Annotated in this window: 17 protein-coding genes; 6 read left to right on the forward strand and 11 right to left on the reverse strand. The window is 68.2% G+C overall.

Annotated features, from left to right (window positions below):
- Positions 1-13: 13 nt before the first annotated feature.
- The 9 genes from EV668_RS18225 to EV668_RS18265 form a co-directional block, all read right to left on the reverse strand.
- Complete coding sequence (locus EV668_RS18225) at positions 14-1,642, reverse strand: ABC transporter ATP-binding protein (protein ID WP_133772711.1); 1,629 nt, start codon at positions 1,640-1,642, stop codon at positions 14-16.
- Entirely contained in the window at positions 1,639-2,529 is an 891-nt protein-coding gene (locus EV668_RS18230; protein ID WP_133772713.1) for an ABC transporter permease, read from the reverse strand. The genes EV668_RS18225 and EV668_RS18230 overlap by 4 nt, the downstream gene beginning before the upstream one ends.
- A complete protein-coding gene (locus EV668_RS18235) occupies positions 2,526-3,467 on the reverse strand; it encodes an ABC transporter permease (protein WP_133772715.1) in 942 nt (313 codons plus the stop codon). Before EV668_RS18235 ends, EV668_RS18230 begins: the two co-directional genes overlap by 4 nt.
- Positions 3,468-3,477: 10 nt before the next feature.
- Positions 3,478-5,064, reverse strand: coding sequence for an ABC transporter substrate-binding protein (locus EV668_RS18240; protein WP_133772717.1), 1,587 nt, complete (start codon positions 5,062-5,064; stop codon positions 3,478-3,480).
- A gap of 185 nt (positions 5,065-5,249) precedes the next feature.
- The gene (locus EV668_RS18245; protein ID WP_133772719.1) at positions 5,250-6,380 is read right to left on the reverse strand and encodes a M20/M25/M40 family metallo-hydrolase; all 1,131 of its coding nucleotides are present in this window, start codon (positions 6,378-6,380) and stop codon (positions 5,250-5,252) included.
- Positions 6,377-7,861 carry a M81 family metallopeptidase gene (locus tag EV668_RS18250; RefSeq protein ID WP_133772721.1) on the reverse strand — a complete coding sequence of 495 codons (1,485 nt, stop codon included), beginning with the start codon at positions 7,859-7,861 and terminating at the stop codon, positions 6,377-6,379. The genes EV668_RS18245 and EV668_RS18250 overlap by 4 nt, the downstream gene beginning before the upstream one ends.
- A 93-nt stretch (positions 7,862-7,954) precedes the next feature.
- The gene (locus EV668_RS18255) at positions 7,955-9,058 is read right to left on the reverse strand and encodes a 5-(carboxyamino)imidazole ribonucleotide synthase (RefSeq protein ID WP_133772723.1); all 1,104 of its coding nucleotides are present in this window, start codon (positions 9,056-9,058) and stop codon (positions 7,955-7,957) included.
- On the reverse strand, positions 9,051-9,533 hold the full coding sequence (purE, locus tag EV668_RS18260; RefSeq protein ID WP_133772725.1) for a 5-(carboxyamino)imidazole ribonucleotide mutase: 483 nt from the start codon (positions 9,531-9,533) through the stop codon (positions 9,051-9,053). Before purE ends, EV668_RS18255 begins: the two co-directional genes overlap by 8 nt.
- Positions 9,534-9,569: 36 nt before the next feature.
- A complete protein-coding gene (locus EV668_RS18265) occupies positions 9,570-9,788 on the reverse strand; it encodes a YdcH family protein (protein ID WP_133772727.1) in 219 nt (72 codons plus the stop codon).
- Positions 9,789-9,956: 168 nt separating this feature from the next.
- Between EV668_RS18265 and EV668_RS18270 the strand changes: the two genes are divergently transcribed.
- Positions 9,957-10,136: a YdcH family protein gene (locus EV668_RS18270; RefSeq protein ID WP_133772729.1), complete on the forward strand. Its 180-nt coding sequence runs from the start codon at positions 9,957-9,959 to the stop codon at positions 10,134-10,136.
- 120 nt (positions 10,137-10,256) lie between these two features.
- On the opposite strand, the gene EV668_RS18275 is transcribed toward EV668_RS18270, so the two are convergent.
- Positions 10,257-11,558, reverse strand: a complete 1,302-nt coding sequence (locus EV668_RS18275; RefSeq protein ID WP_133772731.1) for an ABC transporter substrate-binding protein — start codon at positions 11,556-11,558, stop codon at positions 10,257-10,259.
- 131 nt (positions 11,559-11,689) lie between these two features.
- On the opposite strand from EV668_RS18275, the gene EV668_RS18280 reads away from it, so the two are divergent.
- The 5 genes from EV668_RS18280 to EV668_RS18300 all read left to right on the forward strand — a co-directional run bounded on the left by EV668_RS18280 (position 11,690) and on the right by EV668_RS18300 (position 16,983).
- Positions 11,690-12,238 carry a hypothetical protein gene (locus EV668_RS18280; RefSeq protein WP_133772733.1) on the forward strand — a complete coding sequence of 183 codons (549 nt, stop codon included), beginning with the start codon at positions 11,690-11,692 and terminating at the stop codon, positions 12,236-12,238.
- Positions 12,239-12,363: 125 nt separating this feature from the next.
- The gene (locus EV668_RS18285) at positions 12,364-14,352 is read left to right on the forward strand and encodes an AMP-binding protein (protein WP_208111577.1); all 1,989 of its coding nucleotides are present in this window, start codon (positions 12,364-12,366) and stop codon (positions 14,350-14,352) included.
- 410 nt (positions 14,353-14,762) lie between these two features.
- Positions 14,763-15,071 (forward strand): endonuclease domain-containing protein, encoded by a 309-nt coding sequence (locus tag EV668_RS18290; RefSeq protein ID WP_245513299.1) that lies wholly within the window; start codon positions 14,763-14,765, stop codon positions 15,069-15,071.
- Positions 15,068-15,868, forward strand: coding sequence for an ABC transporter ATP-binding protein (locus EV668_RS18295; RefSeq protein ID WP_133772737.1), 801 nt, complete (start codon positions 15,068-15,070; stop codon positions 15,866-15,868). Before EV668_RS18290 ends, EV668_RS18295 begins: the two co-directional genes overlap by 4 nt.
- 158 nt (positions 15,869-16,026) lie before the next feature.
- Positions 16,027-16,983: a branched-chain amino acid ABC transporter permease gene (locus tag EV668_RS18300; protein WP_133772738.1), complete on the forward strand. Its 957-nt coding sequence runs from the start codon at positions 16,027-16,029 to the stop codon at positions 16,981-16,983.
- Between the two features lie 88 nt (positions 16,984-17,071).
- Here EV668_RS18300 and EV668_RS18305 read toward each other — a convergent pair whose 3' ends face one another.
- Positions 17,072-17,512 carry a VOC family protein gene (locus EV668_RS18305; protein WP_133772740.1) on the reverse strand — a complete coding sequence of 147 codons (441 nt, stop codon included), beginning with the start codon at positions 17,510-17,512 and terminating at the stop codon, positions 17,072-17,074.
- Between the last annotated feature and the right edge of the window lie 155 nt (positions 17,513-17,667).

A 17,667-nucleotide genomic window follows, 5' to 3' on the forward strand; every position in this document is an offset into this window, starting at 1 on the left:
GTGAGCCGGCGGATCAGCCGGCGGCCGGTGCCCGCGGCGCCTTGTCGAACCTGCCATGCCCGGGCGCGGCGGCGAACAGCGCCTTCGTGTAATCGTGCTGCGGATTGCCGAAGACCTCGCCGGACGGGCCGGCCTCCACCACCTTGCCGTTCAGCATCACGACGACGCTGTCGCAGATACGTGCGGCGACCCGCAGGTCGTGAGTGATGAAGAGCATGGCGAGGCCGAGCTTCTCCCGGATGTCCTCGAGGAGTTCGAGCACCTGTTTCTGGACCGACACGTCGAGCGCCGAGACGGCCTCGTCCGCGATCAGCACTTCCGGCTGCATCGCGAGGGCGCGCGCGATCGCGATGCGCTGGCGCTGGCCGCCCGAGAATTCGTGGGGATAGCGGTCGAGCCCGGCCGGCTCCATGTCGACGAGCTTGAGGAGGTCGCGGGCCCGCTCCCAGGCCTCGGCACGGCTGGTGCCGTAATTCATCGGCCCCTCGATGATGGACTGCCCGACCGTCCGCCGCGGATTGAGCGAGCGATACGGATCCTGGAAGATCACCTGGATGCGGCGCCGGATGGGGTGCAGCGCCCTTTGGGGCTTCTGGCCGATCTCCTCGTCGCCGAGGCGGATCTCGCCGGCTGTCGGATCGACGAAGCGCGCGATGCAGCGGGCGAGCGTCGATTTGCCGGAGCCCGATTCCCCGACGATCCCGAGCGTTTCGCCGGGCCGGAGCGAGATGGACACCTTGTCCAGCGCCTTGACCGTCCGGCCGCCGAGGACGCCGCCGCCATAGACCTTCTCGACATCGCGCGTCGTGACGAGGGGCGCCTTGTCGGGGATGGGGCGTGCCGGGGGCGGCACCGCGCTCGGCACCGCGTCGATCAGCATGCGCGTATAGGGATCGCGCGGATGGTTGAGCACCTCGTCCGCCGTCCCTTCCTCGACGAGCTTGCCCCGGCGCATCACGACGACGCGGTCGGCGATCTCGGCGACGACGCCGAAATCATGCGTGATGAAGAGGATGCCGCTGTCGTGGCGGGCCTGGAGCTCGCGCATCAGCTTCAGGATCTGCGCCTGGGTCGTCACGTCGAGCGCGGTCGTCGGCTCGTCGGCGATGATGAGGGCCGGCTCGTTGGCGAGCGCCATCGCGATCATGACCCGCTGGCGCTGGCCGCCCGACAACTGGTGCGGATAGGCCTTCGCCATCTCCGCCGGCCGCGGCAGGCGCACGTCGTCCATCAGCGCGAGCACCCTGGCCGAGCGTTCGGCCCGGCTCAGCTTCGTGTCGTGCCAGTCGAGCGCCTCCGCGATCTGGTCGCCGACCGGCATGACGGGGTTCAGGGCCGTCATCGGCTCCTGGAAGATCATCGCCATCCGGCTGCCGCGCAATTCGCGCAGGCGCGCCTTCGAGGCGGTGAGAGTGTCCTCGCCCTGGAGCAGGATCTCGCCCGCGACCGGCTTCAGCACGGGCGGCAGGAGCCCCATCGTGGTGAAGGCGGTGACGGATTTGCCCGAGCCCGATTCCCCGACGACGCAGACGATCTCGCGCGGCCGGACCGTGATGTTGATGCCTTCGACGGCGTTCGGGCGCTCTCCGCCGCGCGGCAGCGCGACGGCGAGGTTGCGGATATCGAGGACCGGCGCGCTCATCCGACATTCCCGAGGCGACGGGCGAGGCGGGGATCGAGCGTGTCCCGCAGGCCATCGCCCATGATGTTGATGGCGAGCACGGTCGCGGCGACGCAGAGGCCGGGGAACAGGATCACCCAGGGCGCGATCTGGAAGCTCTGGCGGCCCTCGGCCATGATGTTCCCCCAGCTCGGCGTCTCGGTCGGGATGCCGGCTCCGAGGAAGGACAGGATCGCCTCGGTCAGGATGGCCGCGCCGCAGATATAGGTCGCCTGGACGATCAGGGGCGCGATGGTGTTGGGCAGGACGTGGCGCCACAGCACCTTCGGGAGCGGGGTGCCGACGCCGATCGCCGCCTCGACATAGGGCTCCTCGCGGACGGTGAGGACGACGGAGCGGACGAGGCGGGCGACGCGCGGGATCTCGGGGATCACGATCGCGACGATCACCGTGACGATGCCGGCGCCGGACAGCGTGACCATGGCGATGGCGAGCAGGATGGCCGGGATGGCCATGATGCCGTCCATGACCCGCATGACGATCATGTCGAGCATGCGGAAATAGCCCGCGACGACTCCGATCAGCGTTCCGATGATCACGGCGATGGTCGCGACCGCGAAGCCGACGAAGAGGGAGATCTGCGCGCCGTAGATGACGCGGCTATAGACGTCGCGGCCGAACTGGTCCGTGCCGAGCCAGGCGACGTCCGACGGTGGACGGAGCCGGAAGCGAGGGCGCAGGAAGGTCGGATCGACCGTCCACAGGAGCGGCGCCGCGAGGGCCGCGACCAGCACGATCCCGAGGACGACGAGCCCCACGATCACGCTCGGATTGGTCAGCGCGCGGGGCAGGCGCCGCCGTGCCGGGGGCGGCGGAAGTGCCGCGTCGGAAGCTCCGGTCGCGCTCAATAGCGGATCCTCGGATCGAGCAGGGTGTAGGCGACGTCGATGCCGAGATTGATCAGCACGTAGAGGAAGGCGAAGAGCAGCGTGACCCCCTGGATCACCGGATAATCGCGGGCCAGGACCGCATCGACCGTCAGGCGCCCGAGGCCCGGCAGGTTGAAGACGCTCTCGGTCACGACGACGCCCGAGATCAGGAGCGCGATGCCGATGCCGATCACCGACACGATCGGCACGGCGGCGTTCCGCAAGGCGTGCCGGGAGAGGACGGAGCGCTCGCCGACGCCCTTGGCGCGCGCGGTGCGGACATAATCCTCGCCGAGCGTCTCGAGCACGCTCGCCCGCGTGATGCGCGCGATCAGAGCGATGTAGATGACGGACAGCGTCAGCGTCGGCAGGACGAGGCGCGTGATGAAGGGAAGGAAACCCTCGCGGATGCTGGTGTAGCCCTGGACCGGCAGCCAGCGCAGCTCCATCGCGAAGCCGAAGATCAGGAGATAGCCGAGGACGAAGATCGGAATCGAGAACCCGATCACCGAGAAGGCCATCACGGCGCGGTCGATCCAGCTTCCGTGGCGCCAGGCGGCGACCACGCCGAGCGGCACGGCGACGGCGATGGCGAAGAGGATCGTCGTCGTCGCGAGCGCCAGCGTCGGCTCGATACGCTCGCCGATCAGCTTCGTGACGGGCTGGTTGGAAATGATGGAGGTCCCGAGATCGCCTCGCAGAAGGCGGCCGATCCACTCCAAGAACTGGGTGAGCGGCGGCTCGTCGAGGCCGAGCCTCGCCCGGATCGCCGCGATCTGCTCGGGAGACGCTGCGTCTCCCGCCAGGATCGCGGCCGGATCTCCCGGCGCGAGCCTGAGGAGGAGGAAGACCACCGTCGCCACGACCACCAGGACGGGGATCGTGGCGAGGATGCGGCCGGCGAGAAAGCGGCCCATGTGGCGAGCCCTATTTCTTCTCGATATTCCAGAAGACGGGCGCAGCCCCGTGGACGATGCCGGTCAGCCCCTTCGACGCGATCGGGCTCCTGTACATCCCGGTCGGGTAGTACATGCCGAGCTCGAAGGCGAGTTTCTGGACGTCGGCCGCGATCTGCTTCTGCTTGGCCGGATCGAGTTCGCGCGCATAGGCGTCGCGCAGCTTCTCGATCTCCGGCACGTCGGGCCAGCCGAACCAGCCGCCGACCTTGCCCTTGGCGTTCATGCCGATATTGGCGATCGGGTTGATCATGTCGACGTTGACCCAGGTGGTGTGGAAGATGTTCCACCCGCCCTGCGCGACCGGGTCCTGCTTGGCGCGGCGGCCGACCAGCGTCTGCCAGTCCATCGACTGGAGGTCGACGTTCATGCCGATCTTGCGCAGCGCCTGGGCCGTGACGGGGGCCAGCGGCGCGACGATGGCGAGGTCGGTCGGCTGCATGATGACGATCGGCTTGCCGTCATAGCCGCCTTCCTTCAGCAGGGCCTTGGCCTTTTCGAGGTCCGGCTTGGGGAAGCCGGCATCGGTCGCGTTCGGCGAGCCGCAGATGAAATAGGCCGGGCAGAGCTGATAATAGTCAGGATCGCCGATCTGCGCGTCGAGATAGTCCTGCTGGTTGACGGCCAGCATGACGGCCTGGCGAACTTTGACATTGTCGAAGGGCGGCAAGGTCCAGTTCATGCGGAGCATGCCGGAGAGGCCGAGCTTGTCGTACTCGGTCAGCGTGATGTCTTTGTTCTTTTTGATGATGGGAAGGAAGTCGTGCGGCGGTTGTTCGATGTAGTCGATCTCGCCGTTGATCAGCGCGTTGATCGCGGTCTGATAGTCGGGAATGTTGATCCACTCGACGCGGTCGACCTTTGCGAGCTTGCCGCCCGCCATATAGCTGACGGGCTCTGAACGCGGGACATAGTCCGTGTTCTTCTCGTAGACGACCTTGAGGCCGGGCTGGAATTCCTCCTTCACGAACTTGAAGGGGCCGGATCCGATCTCCTCCGGGACGTTCTTGTCGGCGGGCGTGTCCGCCATGCGCTTCGGCATGATGAAGGGAGTGTTGCCGGACGGCTTGCCCAGCGAGGTCATCACGAGACCGTAGGGCTCCTTCAGCACGAGCTTGAAGGTCTTGTCGTCGACCTTGACCCATTCCTTGGTGAAATCGGCCAGCTTCTGGCCCATGCCGTCGCGCTTGGCCCAGCGCTGGATGGAGGCGATGCAATCGTCGGAGGTGACGGGCGTGCCGTCGTGGAACTTAAGGCCGTCGCGAAGCGTGAACGTGTAGGTCAGCTTGTCGTCCGAGACGCTCCACTCCTTCGCCATCTGCGGCTTGACCTCGAACTTCTCGTCGTAGGCGAAAAGAACGTCGTAGATCATGTAGCCGTGATTGCGGGCGATATAGGCGGTGGTGATGATCGGATCGGTGATGCGCAGGCCCGAATGCATCACGGCCTTGATGGTCTTCTTGGCCTGAGCGAAGGCCGGCGTGGCCGATGCGGCAAGTGCCGCGACGACGATCGCGCCGAACGCTGGCGCCAGACGGCGTGCTGTTCCTGACCTCATCGACCCACTCCTTCGACTGTCCGGCAATCGTTCGGCAATCGTTCGAGGGTCATCATGCATGCGGCGGTCCGGAGAACCAGGGGGGGCTGCTGATTTTCGAGGCAGATCCTGGCGCGACTTCCGTCAGTGGAAGCCGGCGCGCCGGGGCTCTAAGACCAAAGACGCAAGCCCCGGACGCTGCCCCTTCACCGCAGGGCCGTCAGCAGTCCGGCGAAGAGACGCGCCCGGTGCACGAAGCTGTCGACGTGGAGATGCTCCTCCAGCGTATGGTGCTTCTCGCCGAAGGGGCCGAGGCCGTCGAGCGTCGGGATGCCCATGGCGCCGGTGAAATTGCCGTCCGAGCCACCGCCGGCGCTGCCATGCGGCAGGTCGAGGCCGAGGTCGCGGGCGATGCCGCGGGCGGTCTCGTACATCGCCATCGTGCCGGCATCCGGCTCCCAGACGGGCCGCGTCACGCCGCGCGTCACCTCGAAGGCAACGTCGCCGGCCGTGCCCGACAGGGCGAGCATCCGCTCGACGCCGCGGTCGAGATCGGCCTGGCGCTTGGCCATGCTGAGGGCCTCGCCCCGGCAGGTCGTCGGCACGCAGTTCACCCAGGTCCCGCCATGGACCACCCCGACGGAGAAGGTGCAGTCCTCGCCCGTCATCTCCTCGATCTCGAGGAGCTTCCTGGCGAAGGTCCGGATGGCGGAGCGGCCCTGTTTCAGCGTCGCACCCGCATGGCTCGGGCGCCCCGTGGCGAGGAGGTTGAAGCGCGCGATGGCGTAGCGGCCGGTGACGACGCCGTTCCCCTCGCGGCCCGGCTCCGGCACCAGCACGTAGCGGTGGCGGGAGGCTTCGGCCTCGATCAGGTCGCGCGTCGCGGGCGATCCGATCTCCTCGTCCGAGGTGAACAGGAAGGTGATCGGCAACGGCGTTTCGATCGAGGCCTTCCGCAATTGCCGGACGGCTTCGAGGCTGAGGTAGTTGCCGCCCTTCATGTCGCCGATGCCCGGGCCGTAGCAGCGGTTGCCGTCCCGCCGGAAGGGCAGGGCGGCGAGCGTGCCGACGGGATGGACGGTGTCCATGTGGCCCATCACCAGGATGCCCGGCTCGTCTGCCTTCGGGTGGGGGAATCGCGCCCGCACGCAATCGCCGAGGCCCATCCGGCCCGGAATGGTCTCGACGCTCGCGCCCGCGACGGCGAGATCGCGCGCGGCGAGCGCCATCATGCGGTTCACCGCCGCCGCGTCGAAGGTCGGGCTCTCGCACTCGACCCAGGTCCTGAGGCCGGCGAGCATGTCGTCGGCATCGAAGGGGAGGGAGGTCGGATTCATCGGACGGTCTCCGGATCGTTCGAGCCGGCGAAGGGGTCGGCGACCTTCGGCCAGAACGGCTTCGTGCGCTTGGTGAAGGGGATCGAGGCGTAGTCGGGCGGCACCGCGCCCGGCGCCGAGACGTAACGGACCTCCCGCGCGATCGGCGCGAAGGCCGCATAGAAGTGCTGCATGGACTTCACGACGACGAGCCGCTTGTCCGCGAGCGTGAGGCCGAGCCCGGTGAAGCCGTCGGGCGCGAAGGCCTGCTGGCGGATCGAGACGAGGACGATGTGGATGCCCTCGTGCTCGACCCAGGCGGCCGGGCCGAGCGGCTGGCGCCCGCCGCTGAGCCCGAACTGGCTGTGCTCGTCGGAGAGGCCCCGGACGGTGATCCGCAGATCGACGGGCTGCCCGGAAGCCGGGCCGATCTTGCCGCCGATCCGCAGGTCGAAGGTCGCGCCGAGCCCGGCCTCGTGGCAGATCGAGACCGCGACGGGATCCCAGTAGAGGCCGGTCGCGACGTCCCTCGCGCCCCGTTCGACGAGGCGGCGGAGGATGAAGGTCGAATCCGAGGAGGCGCCTGCGCCGGCATTGTCGGCGACGTCGGCTAGGACGATCGGTCCCTCCGACGGCCCGGTCCCGGCGCGGTCGATCGCTTCGTCGATCGTGTCGAAAGGGGTGTCGGTCGTCTCCCGAAGGGCGAAGAACTCGTCGGCGAGCTGGCGGGCGAGCGCGGAGGCCTTCGCCTCGTCCTCGCCGACGACGACGGTCTGGGCACCGACCTCGGCGACGTCGCCCCAGGGGAAGCCGTGGCCGAGCGCGACGTTCAGGACGCCGTCCCGGCCCTCGAAGGAGGTCATCCGCTCGACGAAGGCGCGCATGGGCGGGAACGAGGTGCGCCACATCGAAACCATGCGGCAATCGGCATAGACCGTCACGGGGCGGGGAGCGCCTTCCGCCGCGTCGACGCAGATGCGGTAGAGTTCCGGAGCCCGGATGCCGATATCGGTATGCGGGTATTCCTTGAACACGACGAGCGCGTCGGCCTTGGTCCGCATCGTCTCCGTCAGGTGGCAATGGAGGTCGAGCTCGACCCCGACGATCGCCTTCGGGCCGACGACCTCGCGGACATGGGCGATGACGTCGCCCTCGCAATCATCGTAGCCGTCGGCGACCATGGCTCCGTGCAGGAACAGCAGCACGACGTCGACCGGCATCGCCGCCTCGAGGTCCTCGAGCAATTCGCCGCGCAGATGCTCGTAGGTCGAGCGCAGGGTGATGCCGCCGGGCTGCGCGAAGGTCGAGATGCTCTCGGCCACCTCGTGCCCCTCCGCCTCGGCGAGCCGGCGCCACTCGATCAGCGGGATGTTGCCGATGCGCGGCGGATGGCGGCTGCCGTCGTGGCGGAAATATTCCTTCTGCTTGAAGGCGGTCAGCCCCGTCGGCAGCGGGGCGAAGGTATTGGTCTCGGTCGCGAGCGTGGCGATGAAGATCTTCACGGGGCCTCCCCTTGGCGGGGACGCAGCCCCCGCGGGGAGTTTGGCCGGGGAGGAGGCACGGCCGCAACCCGCGCCGGCGTCGACCCCCTCATCTCACCGGTGCGGGACCACCCGCGTCACATGGCCCATCTTGCGTCCCGGCCGGGCATTCGCCTTGCCGTAATGGTGGAGATGCGCGCCCGGCTCGGCGAGGATCGCCGGCCAGGTTCCGATCTCGTCCCCGATCAGATTGATCATCTCGACCTCGCCGCGCCGGCGGGTCGAGCCGAGCGGCCAGCCGCAGACGGCGCGGATATGCTGCTCGAACTGCGAGGTCTCGGCGCCCTCGATCGTCCAATGTCCTGAATTGTGGACGCGCGGCGCGATCTCGTTGACGAGGATGTCCTCGTCGCCATCGACCACGAACATCTCGACGGTGATCACGCCGACGTAATCCAGCGCCTCGGCGATCCGCCGTGCCGCCGCGATGGCCTTGTCCGCGAGCGCGTCCGGTATCCCTGCCGGGAGTGAGGTCCGGTGCAGGATGCCGCCGCGATGCTCGTTGAGGCACGGTTCGTAGGCGGCGAAGGCACCGTCGGCTCCCCGCGCCGCGATGATGGAGATCTCCTTCGAGAAGGCGACGAAGCCTTCGAGGATGGCCGGAGCCCCGCCGAGTTCGGCATGGGCATCCTTCGGCCGGTCGCCGGGCCCGATGCGGACCTGGCCCTTGCCATCATAGCCGAAACGGCGGGTCTTCAGGATGGCGGGCGCGCCGAGGGCTTCGAGCGCCTCGGCGAGATCGGCCTCGCCGTCCACGGCTCGGAACGGGGCCGTGCCGATGCCGAGATCCGCCACGAAGCTCTTCTCGGCGATCCGATCCTGGGCCGTCGCGAGGCAGAGGGCGCCCGGGCGCAGCGGCACGAGGCGCGCGAGCACGGATGCCGTCCGGCCCGGCACGTTCTCGAATTCGTAGGTCACGACATCGACGGCGCGCGCGAAACGCTCGAGCGCGGCCTCGTCGTCATAGGCTGCGATCGTCCGTGCGGCCGCGACGTCGTAGGCCGGCGCATCCTCGTCCGGGCAGAAGATATGGGTCTTCAGCCCCAGCGCGGCCGCGGCCGTCGCCATCATGCGGCCGAGCTGTCCGCCGCCGAGGATGCCGACCGTATCGCCGGGCCGGATGGGGCGGAACGGCGCCCCGGTGTCCGCCTCAGTCATCGGAAGGGTGGTCCGCGACGGATTCCGTCTGGGCCTGCCGCCACGCATCGAGCCGGGCGGCGAGGGCCGCGTCCTCGAGGGCGAGGATGGCGGCGGCGAGCAGCGCGGCGTTGACGGCGCCCGCGCGTCCGATCGCGAGCGTGCCGACCGGGATGCCCGCAGGCATCTGAACGATCGACAGGAGGCTGTCCTGGCCGGACAGGGCCTTCGATTCGACCGGGACGCCGAGGACGGGCAGCGGCGTCATGGAGGCGGCCATGCCGGGCAGGTGGGCGGCTCCGCCGGCACCGGCGATGACGACCTTGAAACCGGCCGCCTTGGCCCCCTTGGCGAAGGAGACCAGCCGGTCCGGGGTGCGATGCGCCGAGACGATCCGGGCCTCGTAGGGAACGGCGAGCGCGTCGAGCGTCTCGGCGGCGTGGCGCATGGTCGACCAGTCGGACTGGCTTCCCATGATGATGGCGACAGGCGGCATGACTTCGGAGAACCTCGATCGGAGACCTGATCGCCCTCAGGCGATGATGTCGGGAGTGAGCTGGTCCTCGACGAAGGACAGGCGGTCCTTCAGAACGAGCTTGCGCTTCTTCAGGCGCTGGATCTGCAGCTGATCGCCGGCGACGCTCTCCTCGAGGGCGTCGATCGCCGCATCCAGGTCGCGGTGCTCCTGTCTCAGCCGGGCCAGTTCGGCTCGCAGAAGCCCGTGTGCCTCGTCGTTCTCGTTGACCGCCATTATCCGTCCCGAAAGCCGCCCCGATCCCGCCGCAGACGGGAGCGGCTTCGGCCGTCGCTTGACAAGCAAGAAGCCGCGGCCCGCGTCAAGCCGCGACGGCATGCCACAGCTTCGCCACGATCGATCAGGCACAATCTGTCATTCGGACGTCAAGGAGGAGAAAGCAGCATGACGCTTCAGAACCACCTGGCCGAACTCGAGCGCAGGCATGATGCGCTCGAGAGAGAGATCCAGGCGGCCGCATCAAGTCCGGCCACCGACGACATCAAAGTCGCCGAACTCAAGCGTCGAAAACTCCAACTGAAGGACGAACTGACCCGCCTGCGGCATCCGGAAAAGCTGCATTGATGGGGCGTCTCGGCAGGCTGAGACAGCCCGTCGCGAAGGTCTGATCGAGTTCGGACCAGGGGCCTTCGGTGCGAGCCGGAGGCCCTTTTCGTTGGTCTGTCGCGGGCCGCGAGCCGACGGCTACCGACTATAGGTATGCCCGCGCGGCAGCGGCATGACCGGCTCCGCCGTCCGGATGACATTCGGCGCGACCACGCGGGTCTCCTGCCCGACATATTGCATGACCACCGGCATGGCCCGCTTGTTCTGGCCGGCGAGCGGCGTGCCCGGCGGGTGGAACTTCACGCCGTAGCCCTGGATGGTTCCGCCGGTCGGAATGTCGGTTTCGAGCGCGGCCGCGCGCAGGGCCTCGGCCCCGATCGCACCGTGGCTCCGGAGCGCGCGCGGGGCGACGTCGGTGAACAGGATCCAGGCATGGTTGAAGCCGCTCGAGGCCTGGGTCGGGATCTCGCTCGAGCCCGTGGCGGCCTCATAGCGCCTGACGAGTTCGGCCGTGAGTTCGCCGATCCCGGGCTGCAGGGTTTCGGGGTCGAGCAATTGTGCTGCGACCGGATCGACATTGAAGAGATAGTCGACATCGCTTCCATAGGCCCGCCGCAGGCGGTCGATCTGCGCATGGCCGGCGCCGTGGCCGATCAGCGCGCCCCAACTCGCGCCGGCCTTCCGGCTCTGCCGCAGCAGCAGGTCGACGTCGCGGCTGTAGCCGGTATGCAGGATGACGTCGGGCCGTGCCCGCTGCAGCTTCGTCACGAGCGGCATGAGATCGGTCGCGGCGGCGTCGTAGGCCTCCCTTGCCACGACCCGTATCCCGAGCGCCTTGCAGCGGCTTTCGTTGGCGGCCGCGATCCCGGCGCCATAGGGGCCCTCGCCGTGGATGATGGCGACCGCCATGTCCTTCGGCTCCTTGCCGAACCTCGCCTTCGCCTCGGCGGCGACGAAGTCGCAGGAGGCCTCGCCGTAATGTTCCGACTGGACCTGGGGGCGGAAGACGTAGGTGAGGTTTCGGTCGCGGATGACCTCCGATGCGACGCAGACCGTCAGCCAGGTGAAGGTTTTCTGTGCCTCGGCCATAGCCGAGACCGGGTCGCAATGCGCGCTCGAGAAGAACCCCATCAGGAGATCGACCTTCTCGGTTCCGATCAGCCGGCCCGCCTCCGCCAGCGCGGCATCCGCCCGTGACCGGGAATCGGCATAGAGCGGCACGATCCGCCGTCCGGCGACGCCGCCGCGCTCGTTGATCATGTCGATCGCGATCCTGGTGCCGAGATAGGCGGCCTTGGAGCCGCTGGCGGCGAGAGGACCCGTCAGGTCGTAGACGACCCCGACCCTGATCTCCGGCCTCGCCGCTCCTGACGACAGGGAGATCGTCGCGGCCGCAATGGCGGCGACGGCGAACGCGCGGCGCGCGGCGGCAAAGATCATCCAGTCCTCCCGGGCCCCATCGGCACCGTTTCGCGGACAGTGGGAACCGAAGGCGGAGCCTGTCAACGCACGGCGAGGGACTGGTACAGGGAGCCGGACATGGATGCGGCGATTCGGGACGAGGCGGCAGCGTGAATCGATCGCCTGGCATCAGCGACGGCAACCGCCCGTTCGGGTCGGCCTTCGCCTTCTCGGCCAGCGCAGGGTTCGGAGCGGTCCTGGTGAACGGGCTCGCGCGGGCCGCCGGCACCGAGACCTTCATCGTCGTGCCGAGGCCGGGCCAGGCCGCGGCCCTCCTCGTCCTGATCGTGCTGGCGGCGCTCGCGATCGGCTTCCTCGAGAGAATGGGGCCGGCGTTCGACGCTCCCTTGGTCCGCATGCTGCGGCGCCTGCGCGCGGGGTTCTATCGCCACTTCCGGCGAGGACGGAGCAGCGCCGATGTCCGGAACGCCTTCGCGGGCGCCGCCATCGCCCTCGTCGCGCTCTGCGGCGTCGCGGTCTTCGTCGCGGCGACGACCTTCGGCATCCTCTCCTGGGTCGCGTCGCTCGCCCTCGTGCTCGCGGTCTACGTGAACCTGCGGCTCTGCCTCCTCTTGTGCCGCCTCGCGCGCTTCGATCCCGTCTGGTGCGCGATCCTCGGCCTGATCTACGGAATCGTGGTGCTGTCGCGGTTTCTCTGACGCGCAACGCTGCGCGGTCTCTCCGACCAAGGTCGCGTCCGCGAGGCGGGGACACGGCTCGGGACCCCTGCTAAACCTCGACCGTCAGGCCGCGCGAAGCGGCCGGCTTCAGGGAGGGAGAGCACGTGAGCGCGAGCGCCGGCCGTCCGAGCGAAGCCGACGACACATTCCCCAAGCTCCTCGCCCGCAACGCCCGCATCCGGCCCGAGCGTCCCGCCTTCCGGCAGAAGGATTTCGGCATCTGGCAGGCCTGGACCTGGCGCGAGGTGCACGAGATCGTGCGCGCTTACGCGGCGGGCCTTGCGACGCTCGGCATCGGCGAGGGGTCGAAGGTCGCGATCGTCGGCCAGAACCGGCCGCGCCTCTACTGGACGATGGCAGCCGCGCAATGGCTGCGCGCCATCCCGATCCCGGTCTATGCCGACAGCGTCGCCGACGAGATGGCCTATGTCCTCGACCATGCCGAGGTCACGCATGCCGTCGCGCAGGACCAGGAGCAGGTCGACAAGCTCCTCTCCATCCAGGACAAGGTGCCGAAGCTGACGACGATCCTCTACGACGAGGAGCGCGGGCTTCGCACCTACGACCACACCCATCTCGCCTCGATCGACAGCATCGTCGAGAAGGGCCGCGAGGCCCTGATGCGCGATCCCGCGGAAGCGGCGCGCCTCGATGCGCTCCGCGATGCCGGACGCGGCTCCGACCTCTCCATCATCCTCTACACCTCCGGCACGACGGGACGGCCGAAGGGGGTGATGCTGACCTACGACAACGTCCGCCGCGCGGGCGAGATCGGCTCGGCCTTCGACAGGCTGGAGGAGACGGACGAGATCATCGCCTATCTGCCGATCGCCTGGGTCGGCGACCACATCTTCTCCTATGCGCAGGCGATCATCGTCGGGCTCTGCGTCAATTGTCCGGAGAGCCCCGACACGATCGTCGCGGACCGGCGCGAGATCGGCACCACCTACGCCTTCGCTCCGCCCCGCGTCTTCGAGAACATGCTGACGCTGACCATGGTGCGGATGGAGGACGCCTCCGCGCTCAAGCGGCGCCTGTTCAAGTACTTCCTGAAACAGGCCGACAAGGTCGGCGAGCGCATCCTGAACGGAGAGCGCGTCGGGCTCGGGGACCGCCTGATCTATCGGCTCGGCGACGTGCTGGTCTACGGGCCGCTCCGCAACCAATACGGCCTCTCGCGCGTGAAGGTCGGCTATACGGCCGGCGAGGCGATCGGGCCGGAGATCTTCCGCTACTACCGCTCGATCGGCGTCAACCTGAAGCAGCTCTACGGGCAGACGGAGGCGGCGGTCTACGTGACCATGCAGCCGGACGGCGAGATCCGGGCCGATACGGTGGGGCGCCCGGCGCCGGAGGTCGATATCCGCATCGACGACAATGGCGAGGTGCTCTACCGCTCGCCCGGTGTCTTCGTCGGCTACTACAAGGACGAGGCGAAGACGGCCGAGACCAAGACGCCGGACGGTTTCGTCCGCTCGGGCGATGCCGGCTTCTTCGACGGCGACGGCCATCTCAAGATCATCGATCGGGCGAAGGACGTCGGCCGCATGCGCGACGGTGCGCTGTTTCCGCCGAAATACGTCGAGAACAAGCTGAAGTTCTATCCGAACATCAAGGAGGCGGTCGCCTTCGGCGATGGCCGGGACATGGTAACGGTCTTCATCAACATCGACCTCGTCGCGGTCGGCTCCTGGGCCGAGCGCAACAACGTCACCTACGCCTCCTACCAGGAGCTCGCCGCCCATCCGCGCGTCTACGCGATGGTGGCCGAGCACGTGGACGAGGTGAACCGCTCCCTCGCCGCCGAGCCCCGCATGGGCGGTGCGCAGATCGCGCGCTTCCTGATCCTCCACAAGGAGCTCGACGCCGATGACGGCGAGCTCACGCGCACGCAGAAGGTCCGCCGCGGCTTCATCGCCGAGCGCTACGCGCCGCTCATCACGGCGCTCTACGACGGCTCGCAGACGGCCGACATCCGCACCGAAGTCACCTTCGAGGACGGCCGCAAGGGCGTGATCGCCGCGACGCTCGCGGTCCAGGACATGACACGGCACCCGATCACGGCCCCGGCCGACCTGGCGAGGGCGGCGTGATGGCGAACCATGCGACGGGCGAAGGTTCGCACCTCCCAAGTTGGAGGGCTGTCGCACATGGTTTTGCGCAAAGCTCTCCATGTTCCTTCCCCCTTGCGGGGAAGGTGTTCCCGAGCGAAGCGGAGGGCCGGATGGGGGTGGTGCCGCCTACCCGACGTTGTCGCAGGGGGCACGACCCCCACCCCGGTTCGCCCCCGGAACAAGTCCGGGGACGACTCGGCCCTCCCCACAAGGGGGAGGGTAGGCGCGCGGTCGCCGACGCGGCCATATGCGATAGCCCTGCCCCAAGGGGGAGGGAAGGCGCGTGGTCTTCTCGGACGGGTGAGGCGTTGACGATGTCGTGGCGGCAAGATGGAGCGGCCACGCCCAGCAGCCGCGAGAGACGGCGCGCTGGCGCATTGCGCCGCCGCATGACCGATCCGGAGCGCAAGCTCTGGTGGCATCTGAGGCACCGCATGCCGCTGGAAGACACGCATTGGCGAAGGCAGGTCCCGATTGCCGGCTACGTCGTCGATTTCTGTTGCCTCGCGCATCGCCTCGTCCTGGAAGTGGATGGGAACCAGCATGGCTTCGACGCACAGCGCGAAGCGGACGCGATCCGGACCCGCAAGCTTGAATCCCAGGGGTTCCGCGTCCTGCGCTTCTCCAATCGGGAGGTCGTGACGACGATCGATGTCGTGCTGGACACGATCCTGGCGGCTGCGGAGCCTTTGCCATGAGAGCCCCCGACGGTCCCATCATCGTGCCGGGGGACACCATCCTCGCGGTGGAGGGCGTCTCGCTCGCCTTTGGCGGGGTGAAGGCGCTCACGGACGTGTCCTTCGACATCCGCAAGGGCGAGATCCGCGCCATCATCGGGCCGAACGGCGCGGGCAAGACCTCGATGCTGAACTGCATCAACGGCTTCTACCACCCGACGCAGGGGGCGATCACCTTCAAGGGCCTGCGCCGCGGCAAGATGCGGCCGAGCGAGGCGGCGCGTGGCGGCATCGGGCGCACTTTCCAGAACGTGGCGCTGTTCAAGGGCATGTCGACCCTCGACAACATCATGACCGGCCGCTCGCTGAAGATGACGCGGAACTTCTTCTGGCAGGCGCTGCGGTTCGGCCCGGCCATGGCGGAGGAGGTCGAGCACCGGCGCGTGGTGGAGGACATCATCGACTTCCTGGAGATCCAGGCCATCCGCAAGACTCCCGTCGGCAAGCTGCCCTACGGCCTGCAGAAGCGCGTCGAACTCGGCCGGGCCCTCGCGATGGAGCCCGAGGTTCTGCTTCTCGACGAGCCGATGGCCGGCATGAACCTCGAGGAGAAGGAGGACATGTGCCGCTTCATCCTCGACGTGAACCAGCAATTCGGCACGACGATCGCCCTCATCGAACACGACATGGGCGTCGTCATGGACCTCTCCGACCGCGTCGTCGTCCTCGAATACGGCATGAAGATCGCCGACGGCGTGCCGGCCGAGGTCAAGCGCGACGAGAAGGTCATCGCCGCCTATCTGGGGCAGCCGCATTGATGACGATCCGCGCCATGCCTCTCCCGGAGGGAGAGGTCGAGTCGGCGGCAGCCGACCGGGTGAGGGGTCGGCCCTCTCCGGATAGGCCCAACCCCTCACCCGGTCGCTGCCTCCGGCAGCGCTCGACCTCTCCCTCCGGGAGAGGCGGAGCCCCGTAGATGGACCTCCTCTACAAGATCTTCATCGACCCCTTCGTGCAGATGGGGGCGGCCCCCGATCTCCTCGTCCAGACGATCTGGGAGGGGCTCGTCGCGGGCGTGCTCTACAGCCTGATCGCGCTCGGCTTCGTGCTGATCTTCAAGGCCTCGGGCGTGTTCAACTTCGCGCAGGGGATCATGGTCGTCTTCGCGGCCCTGACCCTCGTCGGGCTGACGGAGAAGGGCGTGCCGGCCTATCTCGCACTCGTCCTCACCATCGGCGTGATGTTCCTCCTCGCGGTCGGGATCGAGCGCATCGTGCTGCGACCGCTCGTGAACCAGCCCGACATCATCCTCTTCATGGCGACCTTCGGCCTGACCTATTTCCTGATCGGGCTCGGCGAGATGATCTTCGGCGGCAGTCCGAAGCAGATGGTGACCGCCGAACTCGGCCTGCCGCGCGGAGCGGTCGACGTGAACATGCTCGGCGGCATGGTCTCCTTCCAGAAGATCGACATCGCCGCGGCCCTGCTCGCCTCGGTCGCCGTCGCCGCGCTTGCCGTGTTCTTCCAGAAGACGCGGATCGGCCGCGCCCTGCGCGCCGTCGCCGACAGCCACAAGGCGGCGCTCTCGGTCGGCATCTCGCTGAACCAGATCTGGGTCATCGTCTGGTTCACGGCCGGCATCGTCGCGCTCGCGACCGGCATCATGTGGGGCGCGCGCTCGGAGGTCTCCTTCGCGCTCGAGATCATCGCGCTGAAGGCCTTGCCCGTCCTGATCCTCGGCGGCCTCACCTCGATCCCCGGCGCCATCGTCGGCGGCCTCATCATCGGCATCGGCGAGAAGCTCGGCGAGTTCTACTGGGGTCCGCTCGTCGGTGGCGGGATCGAATCCTGGCTCGCCTATTTCATCGCGCTCGGCGTGCTGATGATCCGTCCCGAGGGGCTGTTCGGGGACAAGATCATCGAGCGGATCTGACGGACGCGGATCGGGTCCGGATGCACTCACGCCCGGCCCCGGAGCAATCGGCCGGGTCCGGGCGTGACGCGATTCTGCGGCGGCGCGACTACCAGACGCCGGTATTGGCCATCGACTTCCAGGGCTCGGCCGGCTCCTTGGCCTCGCCCTTCTGGAGAAGCTCGATCGAGATGTCGTCGGGCGAGCGGACGAAGGCCATGTAGCCGTCGCGCGGCGGGCGGTTGATGGTGACGCCCGCATCCATCAGCTTCTGGCAGGTCGCGTAGATGTCGTCGACGCGATAGGCGAGGTGGCCGAAATTGCGCCCGCCCGTATAGGTCTCCGGGTCCCAGTTATAGGTGAGCTCGAGCAGCGGGGCGCTCGTGGTCTTCGCCGTCGCGGCATCGCCCGGCGCGGCCAGGAACACGAGCGTGAAGCGCCCCTTCTCGTTCTCGGTGCGCCGCACCTCCACGAGGCCGAACTTGTTGCAGTACCAGTCGAGCGAGGCGTCGAGATCGGTCACGCGGACCATCGTGTGCAGAAATTCCATCACGCTGCCGTCCTGTTGTCAGAGCCTGTTTCACGATCCGTCCCGCGCATGGCGGGCGGCACCCGGAGCCGGGGAGTCTCCGGCGGGATCGTCGGACCGGTAGTATACCGCGGGCGGCGGCAAGGCGAGACTGGGACGGCGTTGCCGCTCCGGGC

This window comes from Enterovirga rhinocerotis (genome assembly GCF_004363955.1).
Lineage (GTDB): Bacteria > Pseudomonadota > Alphaproteobacteria > Rhizobiales > Beijerinckiaceae > Enterovirga > Enterovirga rhinocerotis.